Source organism: Enterobacter sp. PL_is511 (assembly GCF_055816065.1).
In genome coordinates, this window is the sequence record NZ_JBVPGP010000020.1 from 145032 (window position 1) to 169204 (window position 24173).

The 24173-nt window shown below is 53.1% G+C and carries 20 protein-coding genes; 8 read left to right on the forward strand and 12 right to left on the reverse strand.

The features are described from left to right. Positions 1–14 precede the first annotated feature (14 nt). From dbpA to AC0TN7_RS08345, 4 genes are all read right to left on the reverse strand, one after another. Positions 15–1388, reverse strand: a complete 1374-nt coding sequence (gene dbpA / locus AC0TN7_RS08330) for an ATP-dependent RNA helicase DbpA (RefSeq protein WP_473702051.1) — start codon at positions 1386–1388, stop codon at positions 15–17. A 27-nt stretch (positions 1389–1415) separates the two neighbouring features. Next, on the reverse strand, positions 1416–1598 hold the full coding sequence (gene ynaL, locus AC0TN7_RS08335; protein ID WP_071787463.1) for a proline-rich small protein YnaL: 183 nt from the start codon (positions 1596–1598) through the stop codon (positions 1416–1418). A gap of 273 nt (positions 1599–1871) precedes the next feature. Further along, on the reverse strand, positions 1872–2855 hold the full coding sequence (zntB, locus tag AC0TN7_RS08340; RefSeq protein ID WP_024907164.1) for a zinc transporter ZntB: 984 nt from the start codon (positions 2853–2855) through the stop codon (positions 1872–1874). Positions 2856–3010: 155 nt separating this feature from the next. Further along, positions 3011–4153 (reverse strand): methyl-accepting chemotaxis protein, encoded by a 1143-nt coding sequence (locus AC0TN7_RS08345; RefSeq protein ID WP_473702052.1) that lies wholly within the window; start codon positions 4151–4153, stop codon positions 3011–3013. Between the two features lie 456 nt (positions 4154–4609). Between AC0TN7_RS08345 and AC0TN7_RS08350 the strand changes: the two genes are divergently transcribed. The 4 genes from AC0TN7_RS08350 (at position 4610) to AC0TN7_RS08365 (ending at position 9063) form a co-directional block, all read left to right on the forward strand. After that, positions 4610–6739: a putative bifunctional diguanylate cyclase/phosphodiesterase gene (locus AC0TN7_RS08350; RefSeq protein WP_473702053.1), complete on the forward strand. Its 2130-nt coding sequence runs from the start codon at positions 4610–4612 to the stop codon at positions 6737–6739. Between the two features lie 92 nt (positions 6740–6831). Further along, positions 6832–8064 (forward strand): diguanylate cyclase, encoded by a 1233-nt coding sequence (locus tag AC0TN7_RS08355; RefSeq protein ID WP_473702054.1) that lies wholly within the window; start codon positions 6832–6834, stop codon positions 8062–8064. A gap of 74 nt (positions 8065–8138) precedes the next feature. After that, the gene (locus AC0TN7_RS08360) at positions 8139–8279 is read left to right on the forward strand and encodes an Ecr family regulatory small membrane protein (RefSeq protein ID WP_061715006.1); all 141 of its coding nucleotides are present in this window, start codon (positions 8139–8141) and stop codon (positions 8277–8279) included. Positions 8280–8496: 217 nt separating this feature from the next. Next, positions 8497–9063, forward strand: coding sequence for a DJ-1/PfpI family protein (locus AC0TN7_RS08365; protein WP_061714998.1), 567 nt, complete (start codon positions 8497–8499; stop codon positions 9061–9063). Positions 9064–9196: 133 nt separating this feature from the next. Here AC0TN7_RS08365 and AC0TN7_RS08370 read toward each other — a convergent pair whose 3' ends face one another. The 3 genes from AC0TN7_RS08370 to AC0TN7_RS08380 form a co-directional block, all read right to left on the reverse strand. After that, positions 9197–9535, reverse strand: a complete 339-nt coding sequence (locus tag AC0TN7_RS08370) for an STAS domain-containing protein (RefSeq protein WP_157189288.1) — start codon at positions 9533–9535, stop codon at positions 9197–9199. An 89-nt stretch (positions 9536–9624) separates the two neighbouring features. After that, entirely contained in the window at positions 9625–12042 is a 2418-nt protein-coding gene (locus AC0TN7_RS08375) for a glycogen/starch/alpha-glucan phosphorylase (RefSeq protein WP_473702055.1), read from the reverse strand. A gap of 260 nt (positions 12043–12302) precedes the next feature. Beyond that, complete coding sequence (locus tag AC0TN7_RS08380; RefSeq protein WP_473702056.1) at positions 12303–13919, reverse strand: peptide ABC transporter substrate-binding protein; 1617 nt, start codon at positions 13917–13919, stop codon at positions 12303–12305. Positions 13920–14104: 185 nt separating this feature from the next. On the opposite strand from AC0TN7_RS08380, the gene mpaA reads away from it, so the two are divergent. Further along, on the forward strand, positions 14105–14818 hold the full coding sequence (gene mpaA, locus AC0TN7_RS08385) for a murein tripeptide amidase MpaA (protein WP_473702057.1): 714 nt from the start codon (positions 14105–14107) through the stop codon (positions 14816–14818). On the opposite strand, the gene ycjG is transcribed toward mpaA, so the two are convergent. Continuing rightward, positions 14809–15774, reverse strand: coding sequence for an L-Ala-D/L-Glu epimerase (ycjG, locus tag AC0TN7_RS08390; protein WP_473702058.1), 966 nt, complete (start codon positions 15772–15774; stop codon positions 14809–14811). The genes mpaA and ycjG overlap by 10 nt on opposite strands. 107 nt (positions 15775–15881) lie before the next feature. On the opposite strand from ycjG, the gene tpx reads away from it, so the two are divergent. Together tpx and AC0TN7_RS08400 are read left to right on the forward strand one after the other, a co-directional pair. Beyond that, positions 15882–16388 carry a thiol peroxidase gene (tpx, locus tag AC0TN7_RS08395; RefSeq protein ID WP_023335907.1) on the forward strand — a complete coding sequence of 169 codons (507 nt, stop codon included), beginning with the start codon at positions 15882–15884 and terminating at the stop codon, positions 16386–16388. Between the two features lie 275 nt (positions 16389–16663). After that, complete coding sequence (locus AC0TN7_RS08400) at positions 16664–17872, forward strand: aldose 1-epimerase family protein (RefSeq protein ID WP_473702059.1); 1209 nt, start codon at positions 16664–16666, stop codon at positions 17870–17872. Between the two features lie 37 nt (positions 17873–17909). Here the strand turns inward: AC0TN7_RS08400 and tyrR are convergent, their stop codons facing one another. The 3 genes from tyrR to AC0TN7_RS08415 form a co-directional block, all read right to left on the reverse strand. After that, positions 17910–19451, reverse strand: coding sequence for a transcriptional regulator TyrR (gene tyrR / locus AC0TN7_RS08405; protein ID WP_148768895.1), 1542 nt, complete (start codon positions 19449–19451; stop codon positions 17910–17912). A gap of 112 nt (positions 19452–19563) precedes the next feature. Beyond that, the gene (locus AC0TN7_RS08410; RefSeq protein ID WP_024907153.1) at positions 19564–20616 is read right to left on the reverse strand and encodes a YcjF family protein; all 1053 of its coding nucleotides are present in this window, start codon (positions 20614–20616) and stop codon (positions 19564–19566) included. Continuing rightward, the gene (locus AC0TN7_RS08415) at positions 20613–22010 is read right to left on the reverse strand and encodes a YcjX family GTP-binding protein (RefSeq protein ID WP_024907152.1); all 1398 of its coding nucleotides are present in this window, start codon (positions 22008–22010) and stop codon (positions 20613–20615) included. The genes AC0TN7_RS08410 and AC0TN7_RS08415 overlap by 4 nt, the downstream gene beginning before the upstream one ends. Before the next feature lie 155 nt (positions 22011–22165). Between AC0TN7_RS08415 and AC0TN7_RS08420 the strand changes: the two genes are divergently transcribed. Further along, positions 22166–23176 (forward strand): LacI family DNA-binding transcriptional regulator, encoded by a 1011-nt coding sequence (locus AC0TN7_RS08420; RefSeq protein WP_024907151.1) that lies wholly within the window; start codon positions 22166–22168, stop codon positions 23174–23176. 34 nt (positions 23177–23210) lie between these two features. Here the strand turns inward: AC0TN7_RS08420 and AC0TN7_RS08425 are convergent, their stop codons facing one another. Next, the gene (locus AC0TN7_RS08425) at positions 23211–24125 is read right to left on the reverse strand and encodes an OmpG family monomeric porin (RefSeq protein WP_024907150.1); all 915 of its coding nucleotides are present in this window, start codon (positions 24123–24125) and stop codon (positions 23211–23213) included. Positions 24126–24173 lie beyond the last annotated feature (48 nt).

Below are 24173 nucleotides of genomic sequence, written 5' to 3' on the forward strand. Positions count from 1 at the left end.
AGACGCTTGATGCTTTATTTCAGCAGACGTACGCGACAGGTTTTACCCTTAATTTTCCCGTTCTGCAGCTGCTTCCATGCCTTATGGGCCACCGCCTGGCGAACCGCTACGTAAACATGCGCCGGATGAACCGCAATCTTACCGATATCCGCTCCGTCCAGTCCCACATCTCCGGTCAGCGCGCCTAATACGTCACCTGGACGCATCTTGGCTTTTTTACCGCCATCAATGCAAAGCGTCGCCATTTCGGCTTCCAGCGGCACCAGGCTGACGCCAGCAGGGGCATTCATCCAGTTCAGCTTCATCTGCAGCATCTCAGAGAGAATATTGGCGCGCTGCGCCTCTTCCGGTGCGCAGAGGCTGATCGCCAGACCGCTGTTTCCTGCACGTGCGGTACGGCCAATACGGTGCACGTGCACTTCGGGATCCCACGCCAGCTCAAAGTTCACCACCAGCTCAAGGGATTTAATATCCAGACCGCGCGCAGCGACGTCGGTTGCGACAAGAACACGGGCGCTGCCGTTAGCGAATCGAACCAGCGTCTGATCGCGATCGCGCTGTTCCAGATCGCCATGCAGCGACAGTGCGCTCTGCCCGGCGGCATTGAGGGTATCACAGACCGACTGACAGTCTTTTTTGGTATTACAGAACACCACGCAGGAGGCCGGCTGATGCTGGCTTAGCAACTTCTGCAGGAGCGGAATTTTCCCCTGCTGCGAGGTTTCAAAGAACTGCTGTTCGATAGCGGGCAGCGCATCTACGCTGTCGATTTCAATGGTGAGTGGATTTTTCTGCACGCGGCCACTGATGGCGGCGATAGCGTCCGGCCAGGTTGCGGAGAACAGCAGCGTCTGGCGATCGGCAGGTGCGAAACGGATCACCTCGTCAATCGCATCGCTGAAGCCCATATCCAGCATCCGGTCTGCCTCATCCATCACCAGCGTTTGTAGCGCATCCAGCGAGACGGTGCCTTTTTGCAGATGATCGAGCAGGCGGCCAGGCGTGGCGACAATAATGTGCGGCGCATGCTGGAGTGAATCACGCTGCGCGCCGAACGGCTGTCCGCCGCAGAGGGTTAAAATCTTGGTATTGGGCAGGAAACGCGCCAGGCGACGCAGTTCATCCGCAACCTGATCTGCCAGTTCGCGGGTCGGGCACAGCACCAGAGACTGGGTCTGAAAAAGCGCCGCATCGATATGCTGCAACAGGCCGAGGCCAAATGCCGCCGTTTTCCCGCTGCCCGTTTTCGCCTGTACGCGCACGTCACGGCCCTCGAGGATGGCAGGCAACGCGGCCGCCTGAACAGGCGTCATCGTGAGGTATCCCAGCTCGTTGAGGTTATCGAGCTGGGCAGTGGGCAAAACATTCAGGGTAGAAAAAGCGGTCACAATAGTCTCTCGTGGTCATCTTTGCGGTCAGATGGCGCGTATCCTCGCAGATCTCGCGGTTCGATGCGACAATTTAATCGGTTCTTCATCGGGCGGCGGGTCGGGCATCGGCTGCGGGCGCGGGATGGGATCGGGCATGGGCACCGGATCGCTGGGGATAGGATCGGATTGACGCGATTGTTGCAGTAGCAGAGCGTTCAGGATGCTCATCATTCCCTCCAGAATTTACTGTCGTCCCTTTTAGGGTAGACGTTGAGAATCAGGAGGCAAAAAAAAGCCGACTATGAAGTCGGCGTCGTACGAATCAATTGTGCTATGCAGTAATTCAAAAAAGGAAGTAAGACAATATGGAGCGCAACGCCCATCGCTTGACGTTGCATTCACCTGCGGGAGTAATATTGCACCTTACGGGGTAGATGTTTATTGACTTCGCTCAATTAAAAGAGCGTTTTGATCCCGGTAAAAGCTGGAAAAAGCGTAAATTTACAGCCATTTACTACGATGCAACCACCATGCAACACCGCCTATCAAAACAACTAACATGACGCAAAACGCGGTAAAACCATAGCGATAGGCATTGCCCGGGATACCGCCCAGGTTTACGCCAAACAGCCCGGTAAGAAACGTGCTGGGCAAAAAGACCATCGCCATCAGGGACATCGTGTAGGTTCTTCTCGCCAGCGACTCCTGCATCACCTGCGCGATCTCGTCCGCCATCACCGCCGTTCTGGCAATACAGGAATCAATCTCGTCCAGCCCGCGCCCCAGCCTGTCGGCAATATCCTGCATTCTGCGTCGCTGATCGTCATTCATCCAGGCGAGTCTTTCGCTGGCCAGACGCGCGTACACGTCGCGCTGCGGCGTCATATAGCGGCGCATCACAATTAGCTGCTTACGCAACAGGGCCAGAAAACCGCGCGGCGGGATCTGCTGATCGAGCAGGTTATCTTCCAGGTCGATGATTTTGTCGTGCAGTTCTTCGATAAATTCGCTCGCGTGATCGGTAAGCGCGTCACAGACGTCCACCAGCCAGCTGCCGCAGTCGATCGGCCCGGTGCCCTCTTTCAGATCGTTTACGATGTCATCCAGCGCCAGGACTTTACGCTGTCGGGTGGAGACAATCAGTCCATCGTCCATATATACCCGCATCGCAACCAGCTGATCCGGACGTTCATCCGTGCTGCCGTTAATGCAGCGCAAGGTGATCAGCGTACCGTCCCCCATTCGGCTCACGCGCGGCCGCAGGCTTTCACCCGCCAGCGCATCGCGCACGTTATTAGGCAAGAGCGGGGTCGAAGCGAGCCAGTCAGCGCTGTCCGGGTGGGTATAGTTCAGATGTAGCCAGCAGGGATGCGCACTGTCGATCACATCATTATCTTCCAGCGGTCGCGCACCGCCGCGGCCGTCCAGCACCCACGCAAAAACTGCGTCAGGAACGTTAAGTTCAGATCCTTTAATGCTTTCCACAGCGCCTCCACCTTTTTAGCTCTTTTGGTGTCAGTCTAGCTTCCATCAGGGGTTAAGCAACAACTATGTCTCCCATCGCGCTGATATCGCTCAGGAAATGTACATACTGGCCAGAGGCATAAAAAAAGCCTGGCATGCCAGGCTTTGAGATTCAGTCAGAGTGAGTGCTCTGGCCGCTGGAGGAAGGATGGCGAGCCGCCTGGTAATGAGGAAGAAGAGCCTTGGTCAAGTCTGAAATTACGCGTGCGGGCCTGCAGCTCAATGACCTGATTGCGCAGTACATCAGAGGAACCGTTGAGTTCCTCAGCCATCGCCACGTTGCTTTGCGTGACCCGCTCCAGCTCCGAAAGCGCCAGCGTGATCTGAGAAATGCCTTTTTCCTGCTCTGATGTCGACGCGGAAATATCGTCCATTAAGCGACTGACATTCCCCGAGCCCGTCACGATTTCATGCATATTCTTCTCTGCCTGCGACACAACGGTAGCGCCCTGCGTGACGTTACTGCTGGTGACTTCAATCAGCGCTTTGATATTCTTCGCGGCCTCTGCGCTGCGGTGTGCCAGGTTTCTTACCTCTTCCGCAACGACAGAAAAACCTTTTCCATGATCGCCTGCCCTTGCCGCCTCAACGGCCGCGTTGAGCGCCAGAATACTGGTCTGGAACGCAATGCCGTCAATCAACGAAATAATCTCCGTCATCTGCTGGGCGCATTCGGTAATGGACTGCATATTGTTGGCGACCTGCCCCATCAGCTCCCCGCCCTTGCGCGCCTGCAGCGTCGCCACATTAGCCTGTTCGCTCGCAAGGCGGGTGTTATCGGCATTGTTTTTGGTACTCGCCGCCATTTGCTCCATGCTGGCTGCGGTTTGCACTAAAGACGCAGACTGCTGCTCGGTTTTCACCGAAAGCTGAGCGCTACGTGCCGAGAGTTGATCCGATAAGGTCATCGCGGTCTGCGACGACGCCCTGATCTCGCGCACCAGCGTCGCAATGTTGCCGGAGAGGCTGTTTATCCCCGGGATGAGTCGGCCGGCACAGTTATTGCCAAATTCAGGGATAGAGACACCAAGATTACCTGCTGTCACCTCTTCAATACTCTTCTTCACCGTATTGATCGGCGTCACAAGATACTTCGTCATATAGACCCAGAGCAAAAATAGCGCAATGAAGTTGATGACATTAAGCGAAATAAAGAGAGAAGGATTGCTGGAAAATAGAACAACGACACCTGCATTCACCAAAAAAAGAGATAAAAGGAACCCAATAATAAAGGTCCTGACACTAATATTTTTTAGCATGATAATACCCACGTTTTATATTTTGGTCGGCATTAAGACTTATAGCATTGGCTCAGACGTTTTTCCTCGCAAACTTCACGGGTTTGTTTTTTCGCCGTTAGCATCCTGAGATTTGTCTTAAGTCAGACAAAAAGAGTGTATTAGTGAAAATGTTCTGCGCAGGATGCTGTGATACTGGTCTCTCGCCATCTTAAGCGATAGTATCGCCCGCGGTGAGACGATACGATCGCCCTCATATTTAAGGAGCTTTGCTACTTTTATTCGTTTTTGTTTAGCAATGCTTAATACATTAACAATGGAATATATTTTATATTCTTAATAAGTTTTAGAGTATTAATATGACTGGTCATTTTTCACGATAAATAACTAATATGGTTTGAATGCGCATGTTCGTTGCCCGATAAAGATGTACCCGGCAGGCGAAATCGGTAACCCTCTCAGGCGTGGGATTGCATAATGCTCAATATATCGTGGGACCCTGTGTTAATCGCTATCTCTTATCTGGTGGCGTTTATCGCCTCCTTTGTGGCGCTGGACAGCGCCGGAAAGATCCCCCTTTCCAGCCGAAAGGCTGCCCTGTTCTGGCGCATTGCCGGTGGGGTTACGCTGGGCATTGGCATTTGGTCGATGCACTTTATCGGCATGCTGTCGATGCAAATGCCCATGATGATGAGCTACGACCTCTGGTTAACCCTTGCATCGCTAGGCGTCGCGGTTATTGCGTCGACCACGGCCCTTGATATTGCCGTCGCGGGAAAAAAACGGTCTCTTTTTCGCCCCATCGTTGCCACCGCGATCCTGAGCGCAGGCGTAGTATCCATGCACTATATCGGTATGGCGGCCCTGATGCTGGATGGCAGCATCATCTGGGATCGCCGTATTGTGGGGTTGTCCGTGGTCATTGCCGTGGTGGCTTCCGGCACGGCGCTGCGGCTGGCTTTCCGTCTGCGAGATAAACACAAAGGCGTCTTTATCGATCGTCTTCTCGCGGCCCTGGTCATGGCCGCCGCCATTTGTGCGATGCACTATACCGGCATGAGTGCCGCGCATTACCCGGAAATGTCGCATACCCTCCCCGGCGGGATCGGCGAACTGGGGTTATCCATCTGGGTTTCGGTCACCACGCTCTGCCTGCTTGGCGTGATGTTAATTATTTCCCTTGTCGATTCTCACCGACGCACCGGCCGGCTGACGGACAATCTGCGGCAGCTCAATCGGCAGCTTGAGCTACAGGCGCGCTTTGACGCGCTCACCGGACTCGCGAATCGCCACCAGATGGATCTCCGCATGCAGGACTGCCTGCGCAGCGCGTTGCTGAGTAACAGGCAATTTGCCGTCATTTTCCTGAACGTCGATCATTTCAAACGCGTCAACGATACCTGGGGTCACAGCGTCGGCGATGAGTTATTGATCACCGTCGCACAGCGCATCACGGCCCGACTCACGCGTGAGATGACCCTGGCAAGACTGGGAGGAGACGCCTTTATCCTGCTGGTGCCGGAATGTGATGACGACAAGCTCAACGCCCTGCTCACTTCACTGCTCGGGGATGTACGACGCCCTCTGTCTGTTTGCGGACATACGTTGAGCACGACGATCAGCGCGGGCGTCAGCCTCTATCCTCAGGATGGCGAAACGCTGCACGAGCTCAAACTTAAGGCGGATGCAGCCTTACATCATGTCAAAGACGATGGGCGCAACGGCTGGGCGATTTATCAGTCCGAGATGTCAACAGCGATCCCAGCGAAACCCGGTTTCCTGCAGGAACTTTCTCAGGCGCTTGAACGCGATCAGTTTGAACTGTGGTACCAGCCCACCTGGCATGCGGGAGAGAAAACCATTCATGGTTTTGAAGCCCTTCTGCGATGGCGGCATCCTGAGCAAGGCGTTGTGCTGCCTGGTCTGTTTATCCCCTCGCTCGAACAAACCGGCTTAATTATCCCGGTGGGCAACTGGGCCATTGAAGCGGCATGCCGGCAGCTGCATTTCTGGACTGAACAAGGGTTCAGCCAGTGGACGTTGTCGCTCAACCTATCCCCCGTCCAGTTCGAACAGCCGGACATTTTCCCTATCATCTCGTCGATGCTGGAAAAATATAACCTGTCTCCGTCCCGGCTGATCCTTGAGGTAACGGAGAGCACCGCGCTTAAAAATCTCGACCGCAGCATTGAGTTGCTCAATACGTTTAATCACGCAGGGATCACCGTCTCGATTGATGATTTCGGTACGGGCTATTCCAACCTGCTGATGCTGAGCGTGCTTCCGGCTAAAGAACTTAAGATCGACAGAAGCTTCGTAACCTCGATGCTGGAAAATGAAAAAAGCTACAAGCTGGTTGAAACCATCATCAGTATCGCCCGGACCATGGAAATGAATGTGGTGGCAGAAGGGATCGAAACGGAAGAACAGCAGGCGGTCCTCACCCGTCTCGGCTGCGATTATCTGCAGGGGTACCTTTTCTCCCGCCCCTTACCTGCCGAACAGGTACCGTGGCTGCTGCTGCAGATAAACTCCGACAAACAAATTATACCAATTGGTAAAATTCATTCGGAAAACGCATTTGCTTCACAAAAAAATCATGCCTGACGGGATGAAGTGGAGTATGTTTCAAAGCAGTACACGCGAGTCAATTCTGTCATACATGTCAGCCACAGTGTGCCAATGAACAGGAAATGCCTATGTCGCAACCTTGTTTTGATGCGTTGAATGTAATTAAAACACCCGTGTGGCTCATTTCACCCGTGTCGGAACAGATCATTTTTGCGAATGTGGCCGCAACGCAGGTCATGGGGGATAAAACGCTCGATGACCTGCGCAAAGGCACCTATTCTGCGAATGCGCAACTCCTCCTGTCGATGTATGTACCTGAACTGAAAACAGATCAGGAGATCGTCGAAATCTGGACAATCAGCTGGGATGGCCAGGATACGCCGTTAAGCTGTCGTCTCTCGCTTGCCCACTACGCCCCCTGGGGGGACGTGATTGTTTTCGAGGGGACCTCACCACAATTACTCTCAGGATTGAAGGCCAGCCGTTCCGCCACCTACCGGCGGAAAAAACAGGGATTTTACGCGCGCTTTTTTCTGACCAACAGCGCCCCGATGCTGCTGATCGATCCTGCCCGCGATGGTCAAATCGTCGATGCGAATCTGGCCGCACTCAATTTTTATGGCTATTCACACGACGACATGTGCAGTAAGCATACCTGGGAAATTAATACCCTGGGGCGGGATGTGATGCCCATTATGACGGCGATTGCCGCGCTGCCCGGTGGTCATAAGCCGCTCAATTTTGTTCACCGCCTGGCCGATGGATCCACCCGCCACGTTCAGACGTATGCCGGGCCCATTGAGATCTACGGCGACAAGCTGATGCTGTGCATCATTCACGATATCACCGAGCAGAAAAGGCTGGAGCAGGAGCTGGAGCATGCGGCGTTACGTGACTCCATGACCGGGCTACTCAACCGGCGCCAGTTCTATGCCATTACCGATCAAAACAACCTCAATTATCTTCCTGCGCAACAGCAATTTAGCCTGCTGCTGGTGGATACCGACCATTTCAAAAATATTAACGATCTGTTCGGTCATCTGAAAGGTGATGAGGTGCTTATCGCCCTCTCGCGAACGCTCGAAGCCTGTAGTCGGGAGGGCGACATGGTGTTCCGCTGGGGTGGCGAAGAGTTCGTTATTCTGCTGCCGCGCACTTCTCTCGACACCGCGTTGCAGATTGCCGAGTCGATCCGTGCAGCCGTAGCCCGCATTACGATTCCGGGCTTACCGCGGTTTACCGTCAGCATTGGCGTGGCGCGGCACGATCAGGGGGAGAGTATTGATGAGCTGTTTAAGCGTGTGGACGATGCCCTGTATCGCGCTAAAAATGACGGACGCAATAAAGTCCTTGCTGCATGAAACTGGAGTATCCAGTAAAGCCCCGCTACAATGCCCACCTCGAATCAATTAGCTTCAGGTGGGTTAAAGCTGCAATGGGAAAAACAGAAATAATACTCACCTTAATTATTTTACTCCTTATTATATTTGGCTTCTGGTTTATTTTTAGCGGTGAGGTCTGGTATCTCGTCGAATTCCTTGAAAATAGCCTTTACCCGACCTTCGACGCACCGTAACGCACGTTTAATCGCTTGTTTCACCTACCGAATATGTCAGGTATCTGCTTCCCTTACAGCCGCGTAAAATACGCGGCGTTATCCTCCAACAACGTTGATAACGAATCACTTATTCATTTGCTTATGTTGCCCGTGCTCTGACGGGCTTTTTTATTTCCGGCAATTCAGCCACGCCAGGCTATATCTTAATCATCTTTATTGAAAAAGGTGAGGAATGATGAGCAAGAAGATCCTGATGCTGGTTGGCGACTACGCCGAAGATTACGAGACCATGGTGCCTTTTCAGGCTTTGCAGATGATTGGCCATCAAGTAGATGCAGTCTGTCCCAACAAACCAAAGGGCGACTACATCATGACGGCAATCCATGATTTCGACGGCGCCCAGACCTATAGCGAAAAACCCGGTCACCGCTTTACCCTCAACGCCGACTTTTCCACCGTCAAGGAACAGGATTACGACGCGCTGCTCATCCCCGGCGGGAGAGCGCCCGAGTATCTGCGGCTAAATGAGGACGTGTTAAAGCTGGTGCAGGCATTTGACGCCGCGCGTAAGCCGATTGCGGCAGTGTGCCACGGCCCGCAGCTGCTCGCTGCCGCGGGCATCCTGAAAGGACGAACCTGTAGCGCCTACCCGGCCTGCGCGCCTGAGGTGCGCCTCGCCGGAGGACACTACGCCACTATCGGCATCGATCAGGCCCACGTAGACGGCAACCTGGTGACGGCTCCCGCCTGGCCCGCGCATCCGCAGTGGCTGGCGAAGTTTAGTGCGTTATTAGCACAATAGCGCGCCGGTATCAGCCCGAGCGAATACCGTGCGGGTGGAGCGGAGCCATGTTTTCAGGACTGGCGCGAGAATGCGTCAGTTCTCGTTTTAACCGTTGGCAAATCCCGCTTTCTCCCCGAAAAGCGCTGTGATATTAGCCCATCAACACCTGCAGGGCATCCTGCCGATTGGCCTTAATAGAAAAAATACGATCCATCCTGGTCAGCTTAAAGAGATCGTGTGTATTGCTGTTAAGCGAACACAGCACCAGCTCACCCTTGCCGTTTAAACTCTTGAGTATGGATACCAGCGCGCCGAGACAGCTGCTGTCAATAAAATCTACGTGGCTGAAATCCAGCAATATCTTTTTATTGCTTTTTTCAATCACCTCCAGCACCTGCTGCTTAAAGGTCTGCTCGACAGAAGCATCCAGCCTGCGAACCAGCGGAACGACAATCTGTACGTCATTTTCACTCTGTATTTCAAAGTTCATAATCACCCTCACATCAGGCGTAACGTGTTCCCGAATGCAGATCTTAGTGCACCGGCATCGCTCCCGGAAGGCAACCGGAAGCATGACCCTCAGCAATTTATTCCCCAAATATCCCTTGCATATCCCTGAATGGTTCTGTCACTCGAAAACTCCCCCATTCGGCTAATATTTAGCAACGCTTTTCGATGCCACTGGCGCGGATGTTCAAAATCCGCCATTGCCTGACGTTGGGTTTGACTGTAGCTGTCAAAATCCAGCAGATGACAATAATGATCGGCTGTTGTCAACATATGGTGTAGCTGTGCAAAAATTTCACGATCGGCGGTAAATTCGCCAGAAATAAGCGTATCCACTATACGCATCATTCGAGGATCGCTCTGACGATAGAAACGATTATTATCGCCATTTGAACGCATTTCATTGATTTCTTCAGCCGTCGCGCCGAAAAGATAGAAGTTTTCTACCCCAACAGCATTAAGAATTTCTATGTTGGCACCATCATACGTACCCATTGTTAACGCACCATTCAGCGCGAACTTCATATTACTGGTTCCAGATGCCTCCGTACCTGCTGTGGATATCTGTTCAGACAGGTCTGTTGCCGGTATTATGCTTTCGGCTAAGGAGACTTTGTAATCCTCAAGAAAAATGACTTTCAGCTGTCCGGCAATACGCGCATCGCTGTTGATTTTATTCGCAACAGCATTAATTAACTGAATAATAAGCTTTGCCATTCGATAACCGGGTGCCGCTTTACCTGCAAAAAGATGCACCTTAGGCGCTATGGTTCTCCCATTCTCTTTAATATCAATATAGAGAGAAATGACGTGAAGAATATTCAGAAGCTGGCGCTTGTATTCGTGAATGCGTTTTACCTGACAATCAAACATTGCCATAGGGTCCAACATAATCCCATAACGTTGTGAAACAATCTGGCTCAGCGCGGATTTATTTTTGAATTTAATGCCGCGGATATGATCGATCACCCCCGTATCATCCGCATGCTTCTCCAGCTGTCGAAGCATATGTAAATCCGTCGGCCATCGGGTACCCAATTGCTGATTCAGAAACGCGGCAAGATTTGGGTTAGCCTGCTGCAACCATCTGCGCGGCGTAATGCCGTTGGTCTGATTAATGAATTTATCTGGCGTAATAAAATAAAAATCGGGAACCAGGTGCGTTTTGATAAGCTCGGAATGGAGCATCGCCACCCCATTTACACAATGACTCCCGACGATGGCCAAATTTGCCATCCTGATACTTTTCTCGTTGTCCCCCGAAAACAGAGACAAGGAGGTCAACAAATGCGGTTTGTCGGGCCAACGGGAGGCGACATCCTCAAGAAAACGGTGGTTAATCTCAAAAATAATCTGCAAGTGCCGCGGCAACAGTTTTTCAAACAACGCCACTGGCCAGGTTTCCAGGGCCTCAGGCATCAGCGTGTGGTTCGTGTATGCACAAGTTCTTTGGGTGATATCCCAGGCCTGGTGCCAGGGAAGGTTATGTTCATCTACAAGTATTCGCATCAACTCGACAACAGCCAGCGCGGGATGCGTATCATTAAGCTGGATAGCAACATGCTTCGGCAATAAAGAAATATCCGTTTCAATTTCAGTATATTCACGAAAAATATCACGCAAAGTACATGCCACAAGAAAATACTCCTGAGTAAGTCTGAGCTCCTTACCTGAGAGAATTTCATCAGAAGGATAGAGTATTTTTGAGATATTTTCAGAAGCTATTTTTTCACTAACTGCTTTTATATAATCGCCATGATTGAAAATATGAATATTGAAAGAGTTAGAAGCTACGGCACTGTATAAACGAAGTTTATTAGTGGTGTTACCTCTGTAACCAGAAACGAAATAATCATTAGGAATGCCTACTATTGTATTCCATCCCATCCACATTGGATTGTAATTACCATTAACATCATCTGAATGTTCAATGAAACCACCAATGGGGATCAGCATAGCCTGACTATGGTGTTCAACTAGCCAGGGGGAATGCATGGAATGCCAGTCATCTGGATGCTCGACTTGCTGACCATTCTCAAACGTCTGCCTGAATAAACCATATTCGTATTTGATACCATGCCCTGAAGCAGCAATATCTAACGTAGCCATAGAATCGATGAAGCAGGCGGCCAGGCGCCCTAACCCCCCGTTCCCAAGTGCCGCATCGGGTTCTTCATCAAAAATATTATCAAAATCAAATCCGAGTTCATTGACAACCTTACGCATATCATCTAGCAAATTCATATTCATCAGGTTGTTACGCAATGACTGCCCGAGTAAAAATTCCATTGAGAGATAATAAACGCGTTTTTTCTTTTCAGCGCGCTGCCGGGCCTGACTATCGAGAAAGCGATTTTGCTGAAAATACCGCACTGCCAGCGCCACAGCATTGAATATATCGCCGTTGGTAGCCTTGTCCAGGCTAACGCATAACGTATATTTTAATTGTGTTTCGACAAGTTCACGCAACTCTCTGTTAGTGAAAGACATATTGACCTCACTGGAGTTACTGCATGTTTTTAATATGCAGAACACAAGATATTATTTTGTTCAAGTGTAGATGGCGATTTTCAACACATGCAATTTTTACCCACAATTACGTATTGTGTTTTTTGAATCGCATGATAAATATCAGCGCGAGTATCGTCAGGAAAGTGCTATTTTCTGCTGTGGCGGGAGAGGATCAGAAGGAGCAACTGGCGCTAAACTCCGCGCCAGTTCTGGATTTTGTAGTAGTTAAGTCCTGGGCGTCAGTGTTTCTCAATATACATTGTCCGGCTATACGCCACGTCTTCCGGGTTTTTGATGGGGTAGCCCTTCACCCAGGGCTTAATCAGACGACCATTGGTGTACTGATAAATTGGCGCGATGGGCGCTTTCTCCATGAGGATTTTCTCCGCCATGTTGTAGTCCGTATTACGCGCTTTCGCCGTGGTTTCCAGCGTCGCCTGATGGATAATTTTATCGTAGGCTGGCTCATTGAAACGCGAGATATTGCCGCTGTGGGTTGAGGTCAGCAGGGACAGGAAGGTCGATGGCTCGTTGTAATCGCCTACCCATGACGCGCGGATCACATCAAAATTACCGGTATTACGGCTGTCGATATAGGTTTTCCACTCCTGGTTTTGCAGCTTGACGTCCACACCGAGATTTTTCTTCCACATTGACGCCACCGCAATGGCGATTTTCTGGTGGTTTTCCGAGGTGTTGTACAGCAGGGTCAACTTCAGCGGACGCTGAGGACCGTAGCCTGCGGCCTGGAGCAAGGTTTTCGCCTGAGCATTCAGCTCCTGCTGCGACATCTGCTCGAACGGTGAAGGTTCAGGCGTGAAGCCCGCCGTCACGTCAGGCGTGAAATGCCAGGCCGGCTTCTCACCGGTACCTAATACCTTCTCCGCCATAATGCGGCGATCGATGGTCATGCTCAGGGCAAGACGAACCCGTGCATCGGCCGTCGGGCCCTTTTGCGTGTTAAACGCGTAGTAATAGGTTCCGAGCTGAGGCGGCGTATACACCTGTCCCGGAATGTCCTTCAGGAGCTTCTGATACATGTTTTTCGGGAACGATTCGGTGATATCAATATCCCCCGCCAGATAGCGTTTGGTGGCGGATGATTCCTGATTGATCGGAATGAAGGTCACTTTTTGCAGGACAGTTTTCGCATTGTCCCAGTAGTGGGTATTCGGAACGACAACCAGTTTTTCATTCACCACGCGGTCGTTCAGGACGTATGCGCCATTGCCCACCAGGGCACCCGGACGCGTCCACTCTTTACCGCTTTCAACGTTCGCTTTTTGTACCGGATAGAAGGCGAAGTTTGCCGTCAGGTTGCTGAACCACGGTAGCGGTTTGTCCAGCTGGACGCGTAAGGTTCTGGCATCCACCGCCGTCACGCCCAGGGTGTCAGGCGCCGCTTTACCATCGATAATGGCCTGCGCGTTGTTGATACCCGCCAGCGCCGCAAACCAGGCAAACGGAGACGTGGTTTTCGGGTCAACCAGACGCTGCCAGCTGTAGACAAAATCCTGCGCAGTGACGGGCGTACCGTCAGACCATTTCGCGTTGTCACGCAGTGTGAACGTCCAGATACGGTTATCGTTGCTCTGCCAGCGCGTCGCCACGCCCGGAGTGAGTTCCCCTTTCTCGTTCTGATTCACCAGCCCTTCGAAAAGATCGCGAATCACCTGAATCTCGGGCAACCCCACCGCTTTTGCCGGATCGAGCGAGGCAGGTTCGTCTTTAATATGCCTGACCAGCTCCTGTTTTTGCGCCAGTACCGTGCCCTGCGGCACATCAGCAGCGTATGAGAGTGTAGAGAGCCCGCACAGACACAGTGCGGTAAAAAGACGCGAAACAGGATGCTTCATAAGATCCCCTTTAATAAATTCAGGTAACAAGCAGATGCGTAATTATTTGTTTCGACAATAAGAAATGCAAATAACTTACGCCTGAATAGTGATTTAAGGCAATTCTCAGCCGTTACGGAAACTATTTGATTAACAGCGGCTTTTGCACAACACTGCCAGTAGAGACTTTTTTATCAGGATTTCGTATGGCAACCACCCGACCACGCGCGGAACGCGGCGCCTTTCCTCCGGGCGCGGAACAATATGGCCGCTCATTTTTAGGCGCATCGCTGATCTGGTTCCCGGCACCCGATGCCGAACGCGACAGCGGTTTGATCATTGCCGGCACGCACGGTGATGAGAACTCGTCTGTCGTCACGCTCTCGTGCGCGCTGCGGACGCTGACGCCCTCATTACGACGCCATCATGTGATTCTTGCCGTGAATCCGGATGGCTGCCAGCTTGGATTACGGGCAAATGCGAGGGGAGTCGACCTGAACCGTAATTTCCCGGCGGCAAACTGGCGCGCCGGAGAAACGGTGTATCGCTGGAACAGCTCAGCCGAGGAGCGGGACGTGGTGCTGCTGACGGGAGACAAGCCCGGCTCGGAGCCAGAAACGCAGGCGCTGTGCCAGCTTATCCATAAGATCCACCCCGCGTGGGTGGTCTCCTTCCACGATCCGCTGGCCTGCATTGAAGATCCGCGTCACTCCGACCTGGGCGAGTGGCTGGCACAGGCTTTCGCCCTGCCGCTCGTCACCAGCGTGGGGTATGAAACACCCGGATCATTCGGAAGCTGGTGTGCCGATTTGAGCCTGCCCTGCATCACCGCTGAATTCCCGCCGATATCCTCCGACGAAGCCAGCGAGATTTACCTAAAAGCGATGATGGACCTTCTGCGCTGGCAGCCTCAGAGATGAAGCACGCCGCTGGTAAATTTAAGGGCCGGTGAAACGTCAACCGCCAGCCACGTCGGGCCATCCAGATCGGCGAAACGAACCTGATTGACCAGTGGAAGCGCCGCGCCGATCGCCCGGGAGGTGCAAAGCATACACCCCAGCATCAGGTCGAACCCCTGCGCCCGGGCTTCCGCTGCAAGGGCCAGGGCTTCTGTCAGTCCGCCTGCTTTGTCGAGCTTGATATTGACCATCTCATAGCGGCCCTTAAGCTCGCTCAAATTCTCGCGGGTGTGGCAGCTTTCATCCGCGCACACGGGCAACGGATGGATAAAATTCTTCAGCGCTGCATCCTCTTTTACCGGCAGAGGCTGCTCCAGCATCGCTACGCCCAGATCGGCCAGCAGCTGGCATCGCGCGGCCAGCCCCTCGGGATGCCACGACTCGTTGGCGTCCACAATCAGCGTGGCTGAGGGCACCGCCGAGCGAATAGCGACCATCCGCTCGCTGATCAGACGATCGTCGAGCTTCACTTTTAACAGCGTGGCCCCGGCGTCATAGAGCGCTTTCGCGCTGGCGGCCATTTGCTCCGGCTCACCAATCACGACCGTTTGCGCCGTCACGACGGTCTCCGGTAGCACCACACCCAGCAAGGACGTCAGCGATTTTTGCTGCTTAGCGGCTTCAAGGCTCCAGAGCGCACAGTCGATGGCGTTGCGCGCCGCCCCGGCGGGTAAACGCTGCTGTAACGCCTCGCGCGTGAGCCCTTTTTGCAGGTCAGGCACCAGGGTCATGATCTGCGCCATCACCGACGCAGGACTTTCTCCGTAGCGCGGGTAAGGCGTACATTCCCCGACGCCTTTCATACCCTCTTCTTCGATTTCAACTACGACCACGCTGGCTTCACTTCGGCTGCCGCGAGAGATCACAAACGGGGTATGCAATGGCCAGGCTTCTTCATAGACCTTAACGCTTCTCATCACTGACTCCTTGCGGCCCGGTAAGGCGAAAAATTTGGTTTGCCGTGTTATCCGCTGATGGCATACACTAGCCCCGACGTTAACTATATGTAAACAGGAAGATATCTATGTCACAACTCGTTCATTTCCAGGGCAACCCGGTTGCTGTAGCAGGTTCCATTCCGCAGGCTGGCAGCAAAGCGCAGGCTTTTACTCTGGTGGCTAAAGATCTGTCTGACGTCACACTGGCTCAGTTTGCGGGCAAACGCAAAGTACTGAACATTTTCCCAAGCATTGATACCGGCGTTTGTGCCGCATCCGTGCGTAAATTCAACCAGCTGGCGACTGAAATGGACAACACCGTTGTGCTGTGCATTTCCGCTGACCTGCCGTTCGCCCAGTCCCGTTTCTGCGGTGCCGAAGGCCTGAGCAACGTTATTACCCTCTCCACCCTGCGCAGCGCAGATTTCCTCGAGAAATATGGCGTCAGCATTGCTGAAGGCCCACTGAAGGGTCTGGCAGCACGTGCTGTACTGGTTCTGGATGAAAACGACACCGTCGTCTTCAGCGAACTGGTTAACGAAATCACCACCGAGCCGGACTACACTGCCGCGCTGGACGTGCTGAAAGCATAATAAGTCCTTAGCATTCTATACAACTTATTCTCAACCTCGCTGCGGCGGGGTTTTTTAGTACTTCAAAGCTGAATCGTTAAAGCTTAAATGCTCGTAAGTCACATTAATCATGCAATAACTTAGGCAATATGTAACATGAGCGTGATCAATAACGCATAATAATCGTTAAAATTCCCTATTTTCATCCCCAGTGAAGCACATCACATTTCCCTTTTTGTCTAAACATTAGATTTGCTTACGAAAGAAAATAATCGTTTCAGCAAAAAGGATAATATATGAAGATTAAATTCGCTTTTACGCTCCTTGCGGTCCTGATTTCTGGTCATGCTGCGGCTAAAACCTGGGTGCTGACAAGCGCTGAAAGCAGCGTAGAGAAAGGAAACTGGAAGATTTCCAGTGACGAGCTGAAAGTTAAGAATCAAACGTTCAGCATTGAGCAAAAAGTCTTACATGGCGGTAAGCAGGAAGGCAGCAAAGTCATCATTATTAGCAGCAAAGATGGCCTCACTATCACCCTGAGCCCGACCCGCGGGATGAACCTTCTGCACGTAGAAGGCTTTGGCACCAGACTGGGTTGGAATTCCCCCGTCAAAGAGGTCGTTAATCCGGCTTATATCAATCTTGAAAGCCGCAACGGTCTCGGCTGGCTGGATGGTTTCAACGAGATGATGGTGCGCTGTGGCTATGAGTGGACAGGGCACCCGGTCACCGCGGACGGGCAAATTTACACCCTGCATGGCAGAGCCGGTAATACACCGGTATCGCAGGTAGAGGTCGAGGTTGCGGATGCCGCTCCGCATGAGATCCGCGTTCGGGGTTTGATCAAAGAGAGCACGTTTAAAAAAGCGGATCTGCAAACCATGACCGAACTGCGCTACGTCCCCGGAACCAACCAGTTCAGCCTGCATGATGTTCTGACCAACCATGCAGATTACCCTCATGATTACCAAATCATCTATCACAGCAACTTCGGCACGCCAATCCTCGAAGAAGGCGCCCGATTCCTTGCGCCTGCGGTGAGCGTGAGCCCGTTCAATGACTACGCCAAAGCGGGCGTTAACGACTGGCAAACCTACGCCGGGCCGACAAAGGGCTTTGATGAGATGGTCTTTAACATTAAACCGCTCGCAGACAACAACCACGAAACGCTCGCGGCAGTGGTCAATAAAGCCGGAGATAAAGGCGCATCAATCCAGTTTGATACGCGCCAGCTGCCCGTGCTGACCTTATGGAAAAATACCGACACGCTGAAGCAGGGTTATGTCACGGGCATCGAACCGGGTACCAGCTACGCCTACCCCGTGACGATTGAACGCGAGCAGAAGCGGGTTAAGCAGCTGGAGCCAGGCGCCAGCGCGCAGTTCGATCTGACCTATACCCTGCTGCACAGCCCGAAGCAGGTGAAAGACGTCGAAAGCAGGATTGCGTCGATACAGGGAGAGACAAAAACAGAAATCGTTAACACGCCGATGGCGAAGGAATAAACGTAAAGTAAAAAGCCTCTTTGCAGAGGCTTTTTTGTTATTCGTCACCTTTCTTATGATTCAAACCGTACTCACGCAGCTTATTCGCGATTGCGGTGTGCGAGACGCCAAGACGTTTTGCCAGCTTGCGGGTGCTGGGATAGCTGCGGTACAGCTGCGTCAGCACAGAACGCTCGAAACGGCTGGTGATGTCGTCCAGCGACCCTTCCATCGCCTCTTCGCCTACCGATACCGTTCCGGCGTCGTAATCCGGCAGCAGGATATCCTGCGGACGCAGCTCATACCCTTCAAGCTGGGTCAGCGCGCGATATACGGCGTTTTTGAGCTGACGAATGTTGCCCGGCCAGCCGTAGCGCATGAGCACCGTGCCAAGATCGGCAGACAGCTTCGGACGCGGCACCCCCTGCTCGTCGGCAAAGCGGGCGACGAACAGCTCCGTAAGCGGCATGATGTCCTGGGGGCAATCGCGCAGCGGCGGAATATTCAGCGTCAGGACGTTGAGGCGGTAATAGAGATCTTCGCGGAAGATCCCCTTTTGCACCAGTTCAACCAGGTTTTTCTGGGTGGCGCAAATGACGCGCACGTCCACATGCACTTCGTGATCCTCACCGACGCGGCGGAACGTTCCGTCGTTCAGGAAACGCAGCAGCTTAGCCTGCATACGCGGCGACATTTCGCCGATTTCGTCCAGCAGCACCGAGCCGCCGTTAGCCTGCTCGAAGAACCCTTTCTTGCCTTCCGGCGCGTGACCAAACAGCTCGCTTTCAACGGCATCTTCCGGAATAGAGGCGCAGTTAAGTGCCAGATAGGGCTTGGCTGCACGCGGACTCGCCTGATGCACGGCGTGAGCCAGCAGGTCTTTCCCGGTGCCGGTATCCCCGGTAATCAGCAGCGGCGCGGTCAGGCTTGCAAGCTTACGCGCCTGATCAACCACATGGCGCATTTTCGGGCTGACGGCGATAATCTGGCTGAATGCGCCAACGTCCTGACTGGAGAGGTTTTGCAGCTGGCGACCCATGCGTAACGTCGAGCGCAGCATGATCACTGCCCCGGTCAACACGCGAGTATTCCCTTCCCCTTTCAGATAGACCGGCGTGATCTCCATCAGGAAATTCTGTCCGTTAATCACCACATGCTCACTAAGCGTGTTCTGCGGATTGCTGTCCAGCCAGCGCTGGAAGTTAAAGCCGGGGATCAGCTGCGCGGCGTTATGATTGCTGAGCTTCTCCTGGCTCTGCGCGAACAGCTGGCAGCTCGCGTGGTTAACGCGCTCAACTTTGCTCTTCAAATCCAGGGAGAGGAACGGCTCGGGCATGGCTTCCAGCAGCGCGCTCAGGGCCAGGTGCTCACGCTCAGAGGGCATCCAGGGAATGGTGCGTACATCCGTAACGCCAGCGATACGGCGGATTTCCGCCATCAGGCTGCTGAAGGTATTAAATTCAATTTCGGCAAAATTGAGGTAAATTCGCCCGACAGGATCGATCTCAATGCCACGTAAATCAATGCTACGTAAAACAAGAAGATCGAGTAATTCGCGGGTCAGACCGAGACGGTCTTCACAGAAGACTTCAAGACGCATGGGAAATTCACCGTTTTAAGCCAATAACAGTAAAATGATATGTCAGAACACGGTGATCCGGAAGATGGCTGTCAACAAATATTGACAGCCAGCACGATTAGTGAACAAAACCTCACGGAGTCGGTTTTTTATTGAGCGTCTCTTTGAGCTGGCCGATCAGCTCACGCCTGAAATCCCCCAGCCGGGGCTTATCGCCATCAATCCACGGCAGCGGACGGCAGACCTCCATCGCTTTAATCCCCAAACGCGCCGTCAATAAACCCGCGCCGATACCCTGAGCGGCACGGGCAGAAAGACGCGCCGCCAGATCCTGCGACATCCAGTCCATGCCCACTTCGCGCACCAGTTCACTCGCTCCGGCAAACGCGATATTGAGCAGGACCAGTTTGAACAGTCTCAGCCGACTGTAATAACCCAGCTCTATGCCGTAAAGGTTCGCAATACGGTTGATCAGGCGCAGGTTGCGCCAGGCGATAAAGGCCATATCGACCAGCGCCAGCGGGCTGACGGCAATCATCAGGGTAGATTCCGCCGCAGAGCGGCTGATCTCGCGTCGCGCCTGGGCATCCAGCACCGGCTGAACCATATGGGAGTAGAGCGTCACCACTTCCCGGTCATTCTGGGTTTCATGGATGGCGGCATACCAGCGCTGAAGCGCCGGATGCGACTGATCGATGCCGGCCTGGCTGGCCAGCTTTTCACAGAACGCGCGACCTTTCCCGGTGCCGTGGCTGTGTAGCAGATCCCGCGCTTCATCACGCTCGTGCGCGCGCTGGCGCAAACGCCAGAGCCGACGCCACTCGGTGGCAACCGACCCGATGCCCGCCCCCACAATCAGCGCGCCCGCGGCACATCCGCCCAGCGCGACCCAGTCCTGAGTATGCCAGGCATTCATCGTCCACTGCACGCCCTGCCCAACCACGCTTACGCCAAACAGCGCCAGACCGGCGGTGACCATCTTGCGCCACAGACTGCGTTTTGGACGCAGAGCAGCTTCCACAACCGCCTCCGCCGGTCCTTCTTCGACGCCAGGCTCCTCAGTCAGGGCCGGGGCAAAGTTATCCGCCTGCGTGCCGCTGAACGTCTGCGAGGTTTTGAACGCCTCCTGAGGATCCTTCTCAAGCGTTCCGGTAAAGTCTATGCGCGGTTTTAACGGTTCCGTCATCGCAATTTATCTCCAATCAAAAACTCCAGCGCCGCATCCAGACGGATGTGTGGTAATGGCCTGTCGACGCTCATTGCCTGCGGGCGGAAGGCTTCAAACTGGAAGCCCTGGTTCTGCCAGAAGGCCTGACCCGGCAGCCGCGCAGGCACTTCGCCCGGATACACGGTAAGCGGTTCACCGTCGCTGAGCCGGTTCCCGCGTAATGCCGGTATTTTCTCACCGTTAAGGTCAATCAGCCCGCTTTGCGTCGCCTGCACGGACGCGAGACCAAGGCAATCCATGCCGATCCCTTCGAAGGCGGCGTTTTGCCAGGCGTCCTGCACCAGCTGCTGCAGCAGCGACACCATATTGGCATGCTGGTCGACCGTGACGTGATCGGCCTTCGTGGCCGCAAAGAGCAGTTTATCGATTACCGGTGAGAACAGACGGCGAAACAGCGTCCGCTGCCCGTAGTGAAAACTTTGCATCAGCTGCGTCAGCGCAAGGCGCATATCGTTGAAGGCCTGTGGCCCGCTGTTAAGCGGCTGCAGACAATCCACCAGCACAATCTGGCGGTCAAATCGCAAAAAGTGGTTTTTATAGAATCCCTTGACCACTTTTTCACAGTAGTAATGGTAACGCTCACGCAGCATCCCGGCGTTAGTGTGCTTATCCGCCTGCGCCAGCGTCGATTCGCCCACCCCGTCCACATCCGGCCAGGGGAAAAACTGAAGCGCAGGCGCGCCCGCTAAATCACCCGGCAGAACAAATCGCCCCGGCTGAATGAAGTGTAACCCTTCCTGCTTGCACTGGTGCAAATACGCCGTCCAGGCGTCGGCAATGGCCGCCAGACGGTTTTCATCGGCCGGGGCAAGCGGGTCCAGACCTTCGCACAGCTGTCGCCATTTGGCCGACCACCCGGCGCGCTGCCCCTGCAACAGGCCCGTCATCTGGCGGGACCAGCTAAGGTAATCCTGCGCCAGCATCGGCAGGTCGAGCAGCCATTCGCCGGGGTAATCGACGATTTCCAGGTACAGCGTGGAGGTATCCTTGAAGTGGCGCATCAGGGATTCATTCGAGCGAAAACGCAGCGCGAGGCGAATTTCACTGACCCCTCGCGTCGGCGTCGGCCAGGTGGGCGGATCGCCATAGAGCTGCGCCAGCCCTTCGTCATAGGTAAAACGTGGAATACCAAAATCCCGCTGTGGGACGCGCTTCACGCCCAGCAGGCGTTCTTCCCGCACCGCGCTAAGCAACGGCAGACGCGCCCCGGCGTGCAGGTTCAGGAGCTGGTTTACCATCGCGGTGATAAACGCCGTCTTACCGCTGCGGCTCAGCCCCGTCACGGCCAGACGCAGATGACGGTCAACGCCACGGTTCACCAGTGAATTGATTTCGTTCTTAAGTCGCTTCATCGCCGTCCTTCGTTGCCTGGAAGCCTTGAATGCATGGCTTCAGAATACAATAAATGGGGGCAGATCGTTGATTATCAATTCTTATTTATTGCTATTGCCGTTTTCTCTCCAGTAAGATGAACGGCATTGCTGTCAGTCCGGAGTGAGTAAGGTGTATGTCACCCACCATCTATGATATCGCACGGGTTGCGGGCGTATCGAAATCAACCGTTTCCCGCGTTCTGAATAAACAAACGAATATTTCTCCCGAAGCACGTGACAAAGTGCTGAAGGCGATTGACGAATTAAATTATCAACCCAACAAACTGGCTCGCGCCCTGACCTCTTCAGGCTTCGATGCCATTATGGTTATTTCGACCCGTTCAACCAAAACCACTGCCGGTAATCCCTTTTTCTCCGATGTCCTTCATGCCATTACGGCTAAAGCGGAAGAAGAAGGGTTTGATGTTATTTTGCAAACCTCAAAAAGCAGCGAAGACGATCTGCTGAAATGTGTAAGTAAAATAAAACAGAAAATGATCAAAGGGATCATTATGCTGAGTTCACCCGCAAATGAATCCTTTTTCACCACGCTGGATGCATATGGCGTACCGGTAGTAGTTATCGGCAAAGTGGAAGGTGAGTATCAGAATATTTATTCCGTCGACACGGATAATTTTCATGACAGCGCCACGCTGACCGAAACCTTTATAAAAAACGGTCGGCAAAAAATTGCCTGTCTGCATGCGCCGCTTGATTATCATGTTTCGATCGATCGTCTGGCGGGTTATAAAGCCAGTCTGGAAAAGCACCGTATTGCCATTAACCCGGACTGGATCAGGGATGGCGGTTATACCCATGAGAGTGCGCTCGCGGCGGCTCTGGAACTGTTGTCGTCACCCACGCCGCCTGATGCGGTATTTGCGACCGACAGCATGAAGTTGCTCAGCCTCTATCGTGCGGCGGATGAGTTGAATCTGATGATCCCGGAACAGGTGGTGATAGCCGGATACAGCGACCCGATGCTGTCTCTCATTTTAACGCCCGCACCTGGCGGCTTTGATATCCCCACACGAAAACTGGGGGAAGAGAGCTGCGATCTTCTTTTCAGGCGTATTGCCGGTCAGCCCGCCCCGCAAAAAGTGCTGGTTGATACCCACTTTTTGTTGGCTGCTTCCCTTCGCTAAAACCAGGGGCTTAGTGCCCCTGGCATGCCGTCGGTCAGAACGCGTAGTTTACGCCAACCCCCGCATAGTGGAAGCGGTCGTTTTCACCCTCGTCATGATTTTCCCACTCATAGGCGTATTCCAGCGTCATGGATAAACCGTTGTTGAAGTCATAGGCGTACTGCATACCCAGTCGGTTGAAATTATGCCCTTCACGCTCAGGATCGTCCTGCCAGTCCCAGTTCGTCCAGCGATCAAGTCCCAGTCGCGTGTAAGGCGTTAGGGTCGTCTGGCCCAATGAAATAGGCAGATAGGCGCGAATTTCCTGGGTGGAGAATTCACCGTTATTACGGGTACTGTCCATATTGAAGCCGCGCTCTAAATAGTAATTCACTTTAGCCGCAAAGGTTTCGTTAATGGTCCATGTAAAGCCCGTTTCGGTTTCGACGCGGCTGTCAGCATAGCCGGTTTTTTCCAGATCATTGGCAAACTGATACATGGCAAACCAGCCGCTAAAGCGCCAGTCATCGGTTAATTTAATGTCCCAGTCAGGCTGAATTTTGTAGCGCTGCATATTCGCGCTGCCGTCTTTGGCACCGTGTTCATCTTTAAAATGATAACTATAATTTCGGAAACCACCGGTCAGACCGAAAGTAAAATCATCGGTTCCGATAAAGCGATAGCGTAATTCAAATTCAGGACGGTCAAAATAGGTTCCACGGGTCATACTGCTGTAATCAACCGGCCCCTCCTGATACATCGCCAGAGAAATAGTCCACGCATCCCAGGTTGCATTAAACCACACGGAGGGTTCATATAATCCATCTTTATCGTCGGCCTGACCTTCAACGTTTTCTATTTCATACATCGCGCCAATATTAAATTCCCACTGTTTAGCTGTTTCTGATGCTTGTGCGCAGCTAACCCCTGCGCACAGAACGAGCGCAGCACTTCTTAGTAGAGTACCCATTAAATATTCCCTTTATAATTTACAAACAAAAAAACCGGAAATTTGCAT

Bases quoted from the DNA above. Each gene is read 5' to 3' on its own strand.
- ynaL (WP_071787463.1), bottom strand. From the start codon at position 1,598: ATGAGCATCCTGAACGCTCTGCTACTGCAACAATCGCGTCAATCCGAT.
- AC0TN7_RS08345 (WP_473702052.1), bottom strand. From the start codon at position 4,153: ATGCTAAAAAATATTAGTGTCAGGACCTTTATTATTGGGTTCCTTTTA.
- AC0TN7_RS08350 (WP_473702053.1), top strand. From the start codon at position 4,610: ATGCTCAATATATCGTGGGACCCTGTGTTAATCGCTATCTCTTATCTG.
- AC0TN7_RS08355 (WP_473702054.1), top strand. From the start codon at position 6,832: ATGTCGCAACCTTGTTTTGATGCGTTGAATGTAATTAAAACACCCGTG.
- AC0TN7_RS08360 (WP_061715006.1), top strand. From the start codon at position 8,139: ATGGGAAAAACAGAAATAATACTCACCTTAATTATTTTACTCCTTATT.
- AC0TN7_RS08365 (WP_061714998.1), top strand. From the start codon at position 8,497: ATGAGCAAGAAGATCCTGATGCTGGTTGGCGACTACGCCGAAGATTAC.
- AC0TN7_RS08370 (WP_157189288.1), bottom strand. From the start codon at position 9,535: ATGAACTTTGAAATACAGAGTGAAAATGACGTACAGATTGTCGTTCCG.
- AC0TN7_RS08375 (WP_473702055.1), bottom strand. From the start codon at position 12,042: ATGTCTTTCACTAACAGAGAGTTGCGTGAACTTGTCGAAACACAATTA.
- AC0TN7_RS08380 (WP_473702056.1), bottom strand. From the start codon at position 13,919: ATGAAGCATCCTGTTTCGCGTCTTTTTACCGCACTGTGTCTGTGCGGG.
- mpaA (WP_473702057.1), top strand. From the start codon at position 14,105: ATGGCAACCACCCGACCACGCGCGGAACGCGGCGCCTTTCCTCCGGGC.
- ycjG (WP_473702058.1), bottom strand. From the start codon at position 15,774: ATGAGAAGCGTTAAGGTCTATGAAGAAGCCTGGCCATTGCATACCCCG.
- tpx (WP_023335907.1), top strand. From the start codon at position 15,882: ATGTCACAACTCGTTCATTTCCAGGGCAACCCGGTTGCTGTAGCAGGT.
- AC0TN7_RS08400 (WP_473702059.1), top strand. From the start codon at position 16,664: ATGAAGATTAAATTCGCTTTTACGCTCCTTGCGGTCCTGATTTCTGGT.
- tyrR (WP_148768895.1), bottom strand. From the start codon at position 19,451: ATGCGTCTTGAAGTCTTCTGTGAAGACCGTCTCGGTCTGACCCGCGAA.
- AC0TN7_RS08410 (WP_024907153.1), bottom strand. From the start codon at position 20,616: ATGACGGAACCGTTAAAACCGCGCATAGACTTTACCGGAACGCTTGAG.
- AC0TN7_RS08415 (WP_024907152.1), bottom strand. From the start codon at position 22,010: ATGAAGCGACTTAAGAACGAAATCAATTCACTGGTGAACCGTGGCGTT.
- AC0TN7_RS08420 (WP_024907151.1), top strand. From the start codon at position 22,166: ATGTCACCCACCATCTATGATATCGCACGGGTTGCGGGCGTATCGAAA.
- AC0TN7_RS08425 (WP_024907150.1), bottom strand. From the start codon at position 24,125: ATGGGTACTCTACTAAGAAGTGCTGCGCTCGTTCTGTGCGCAGGGGTT.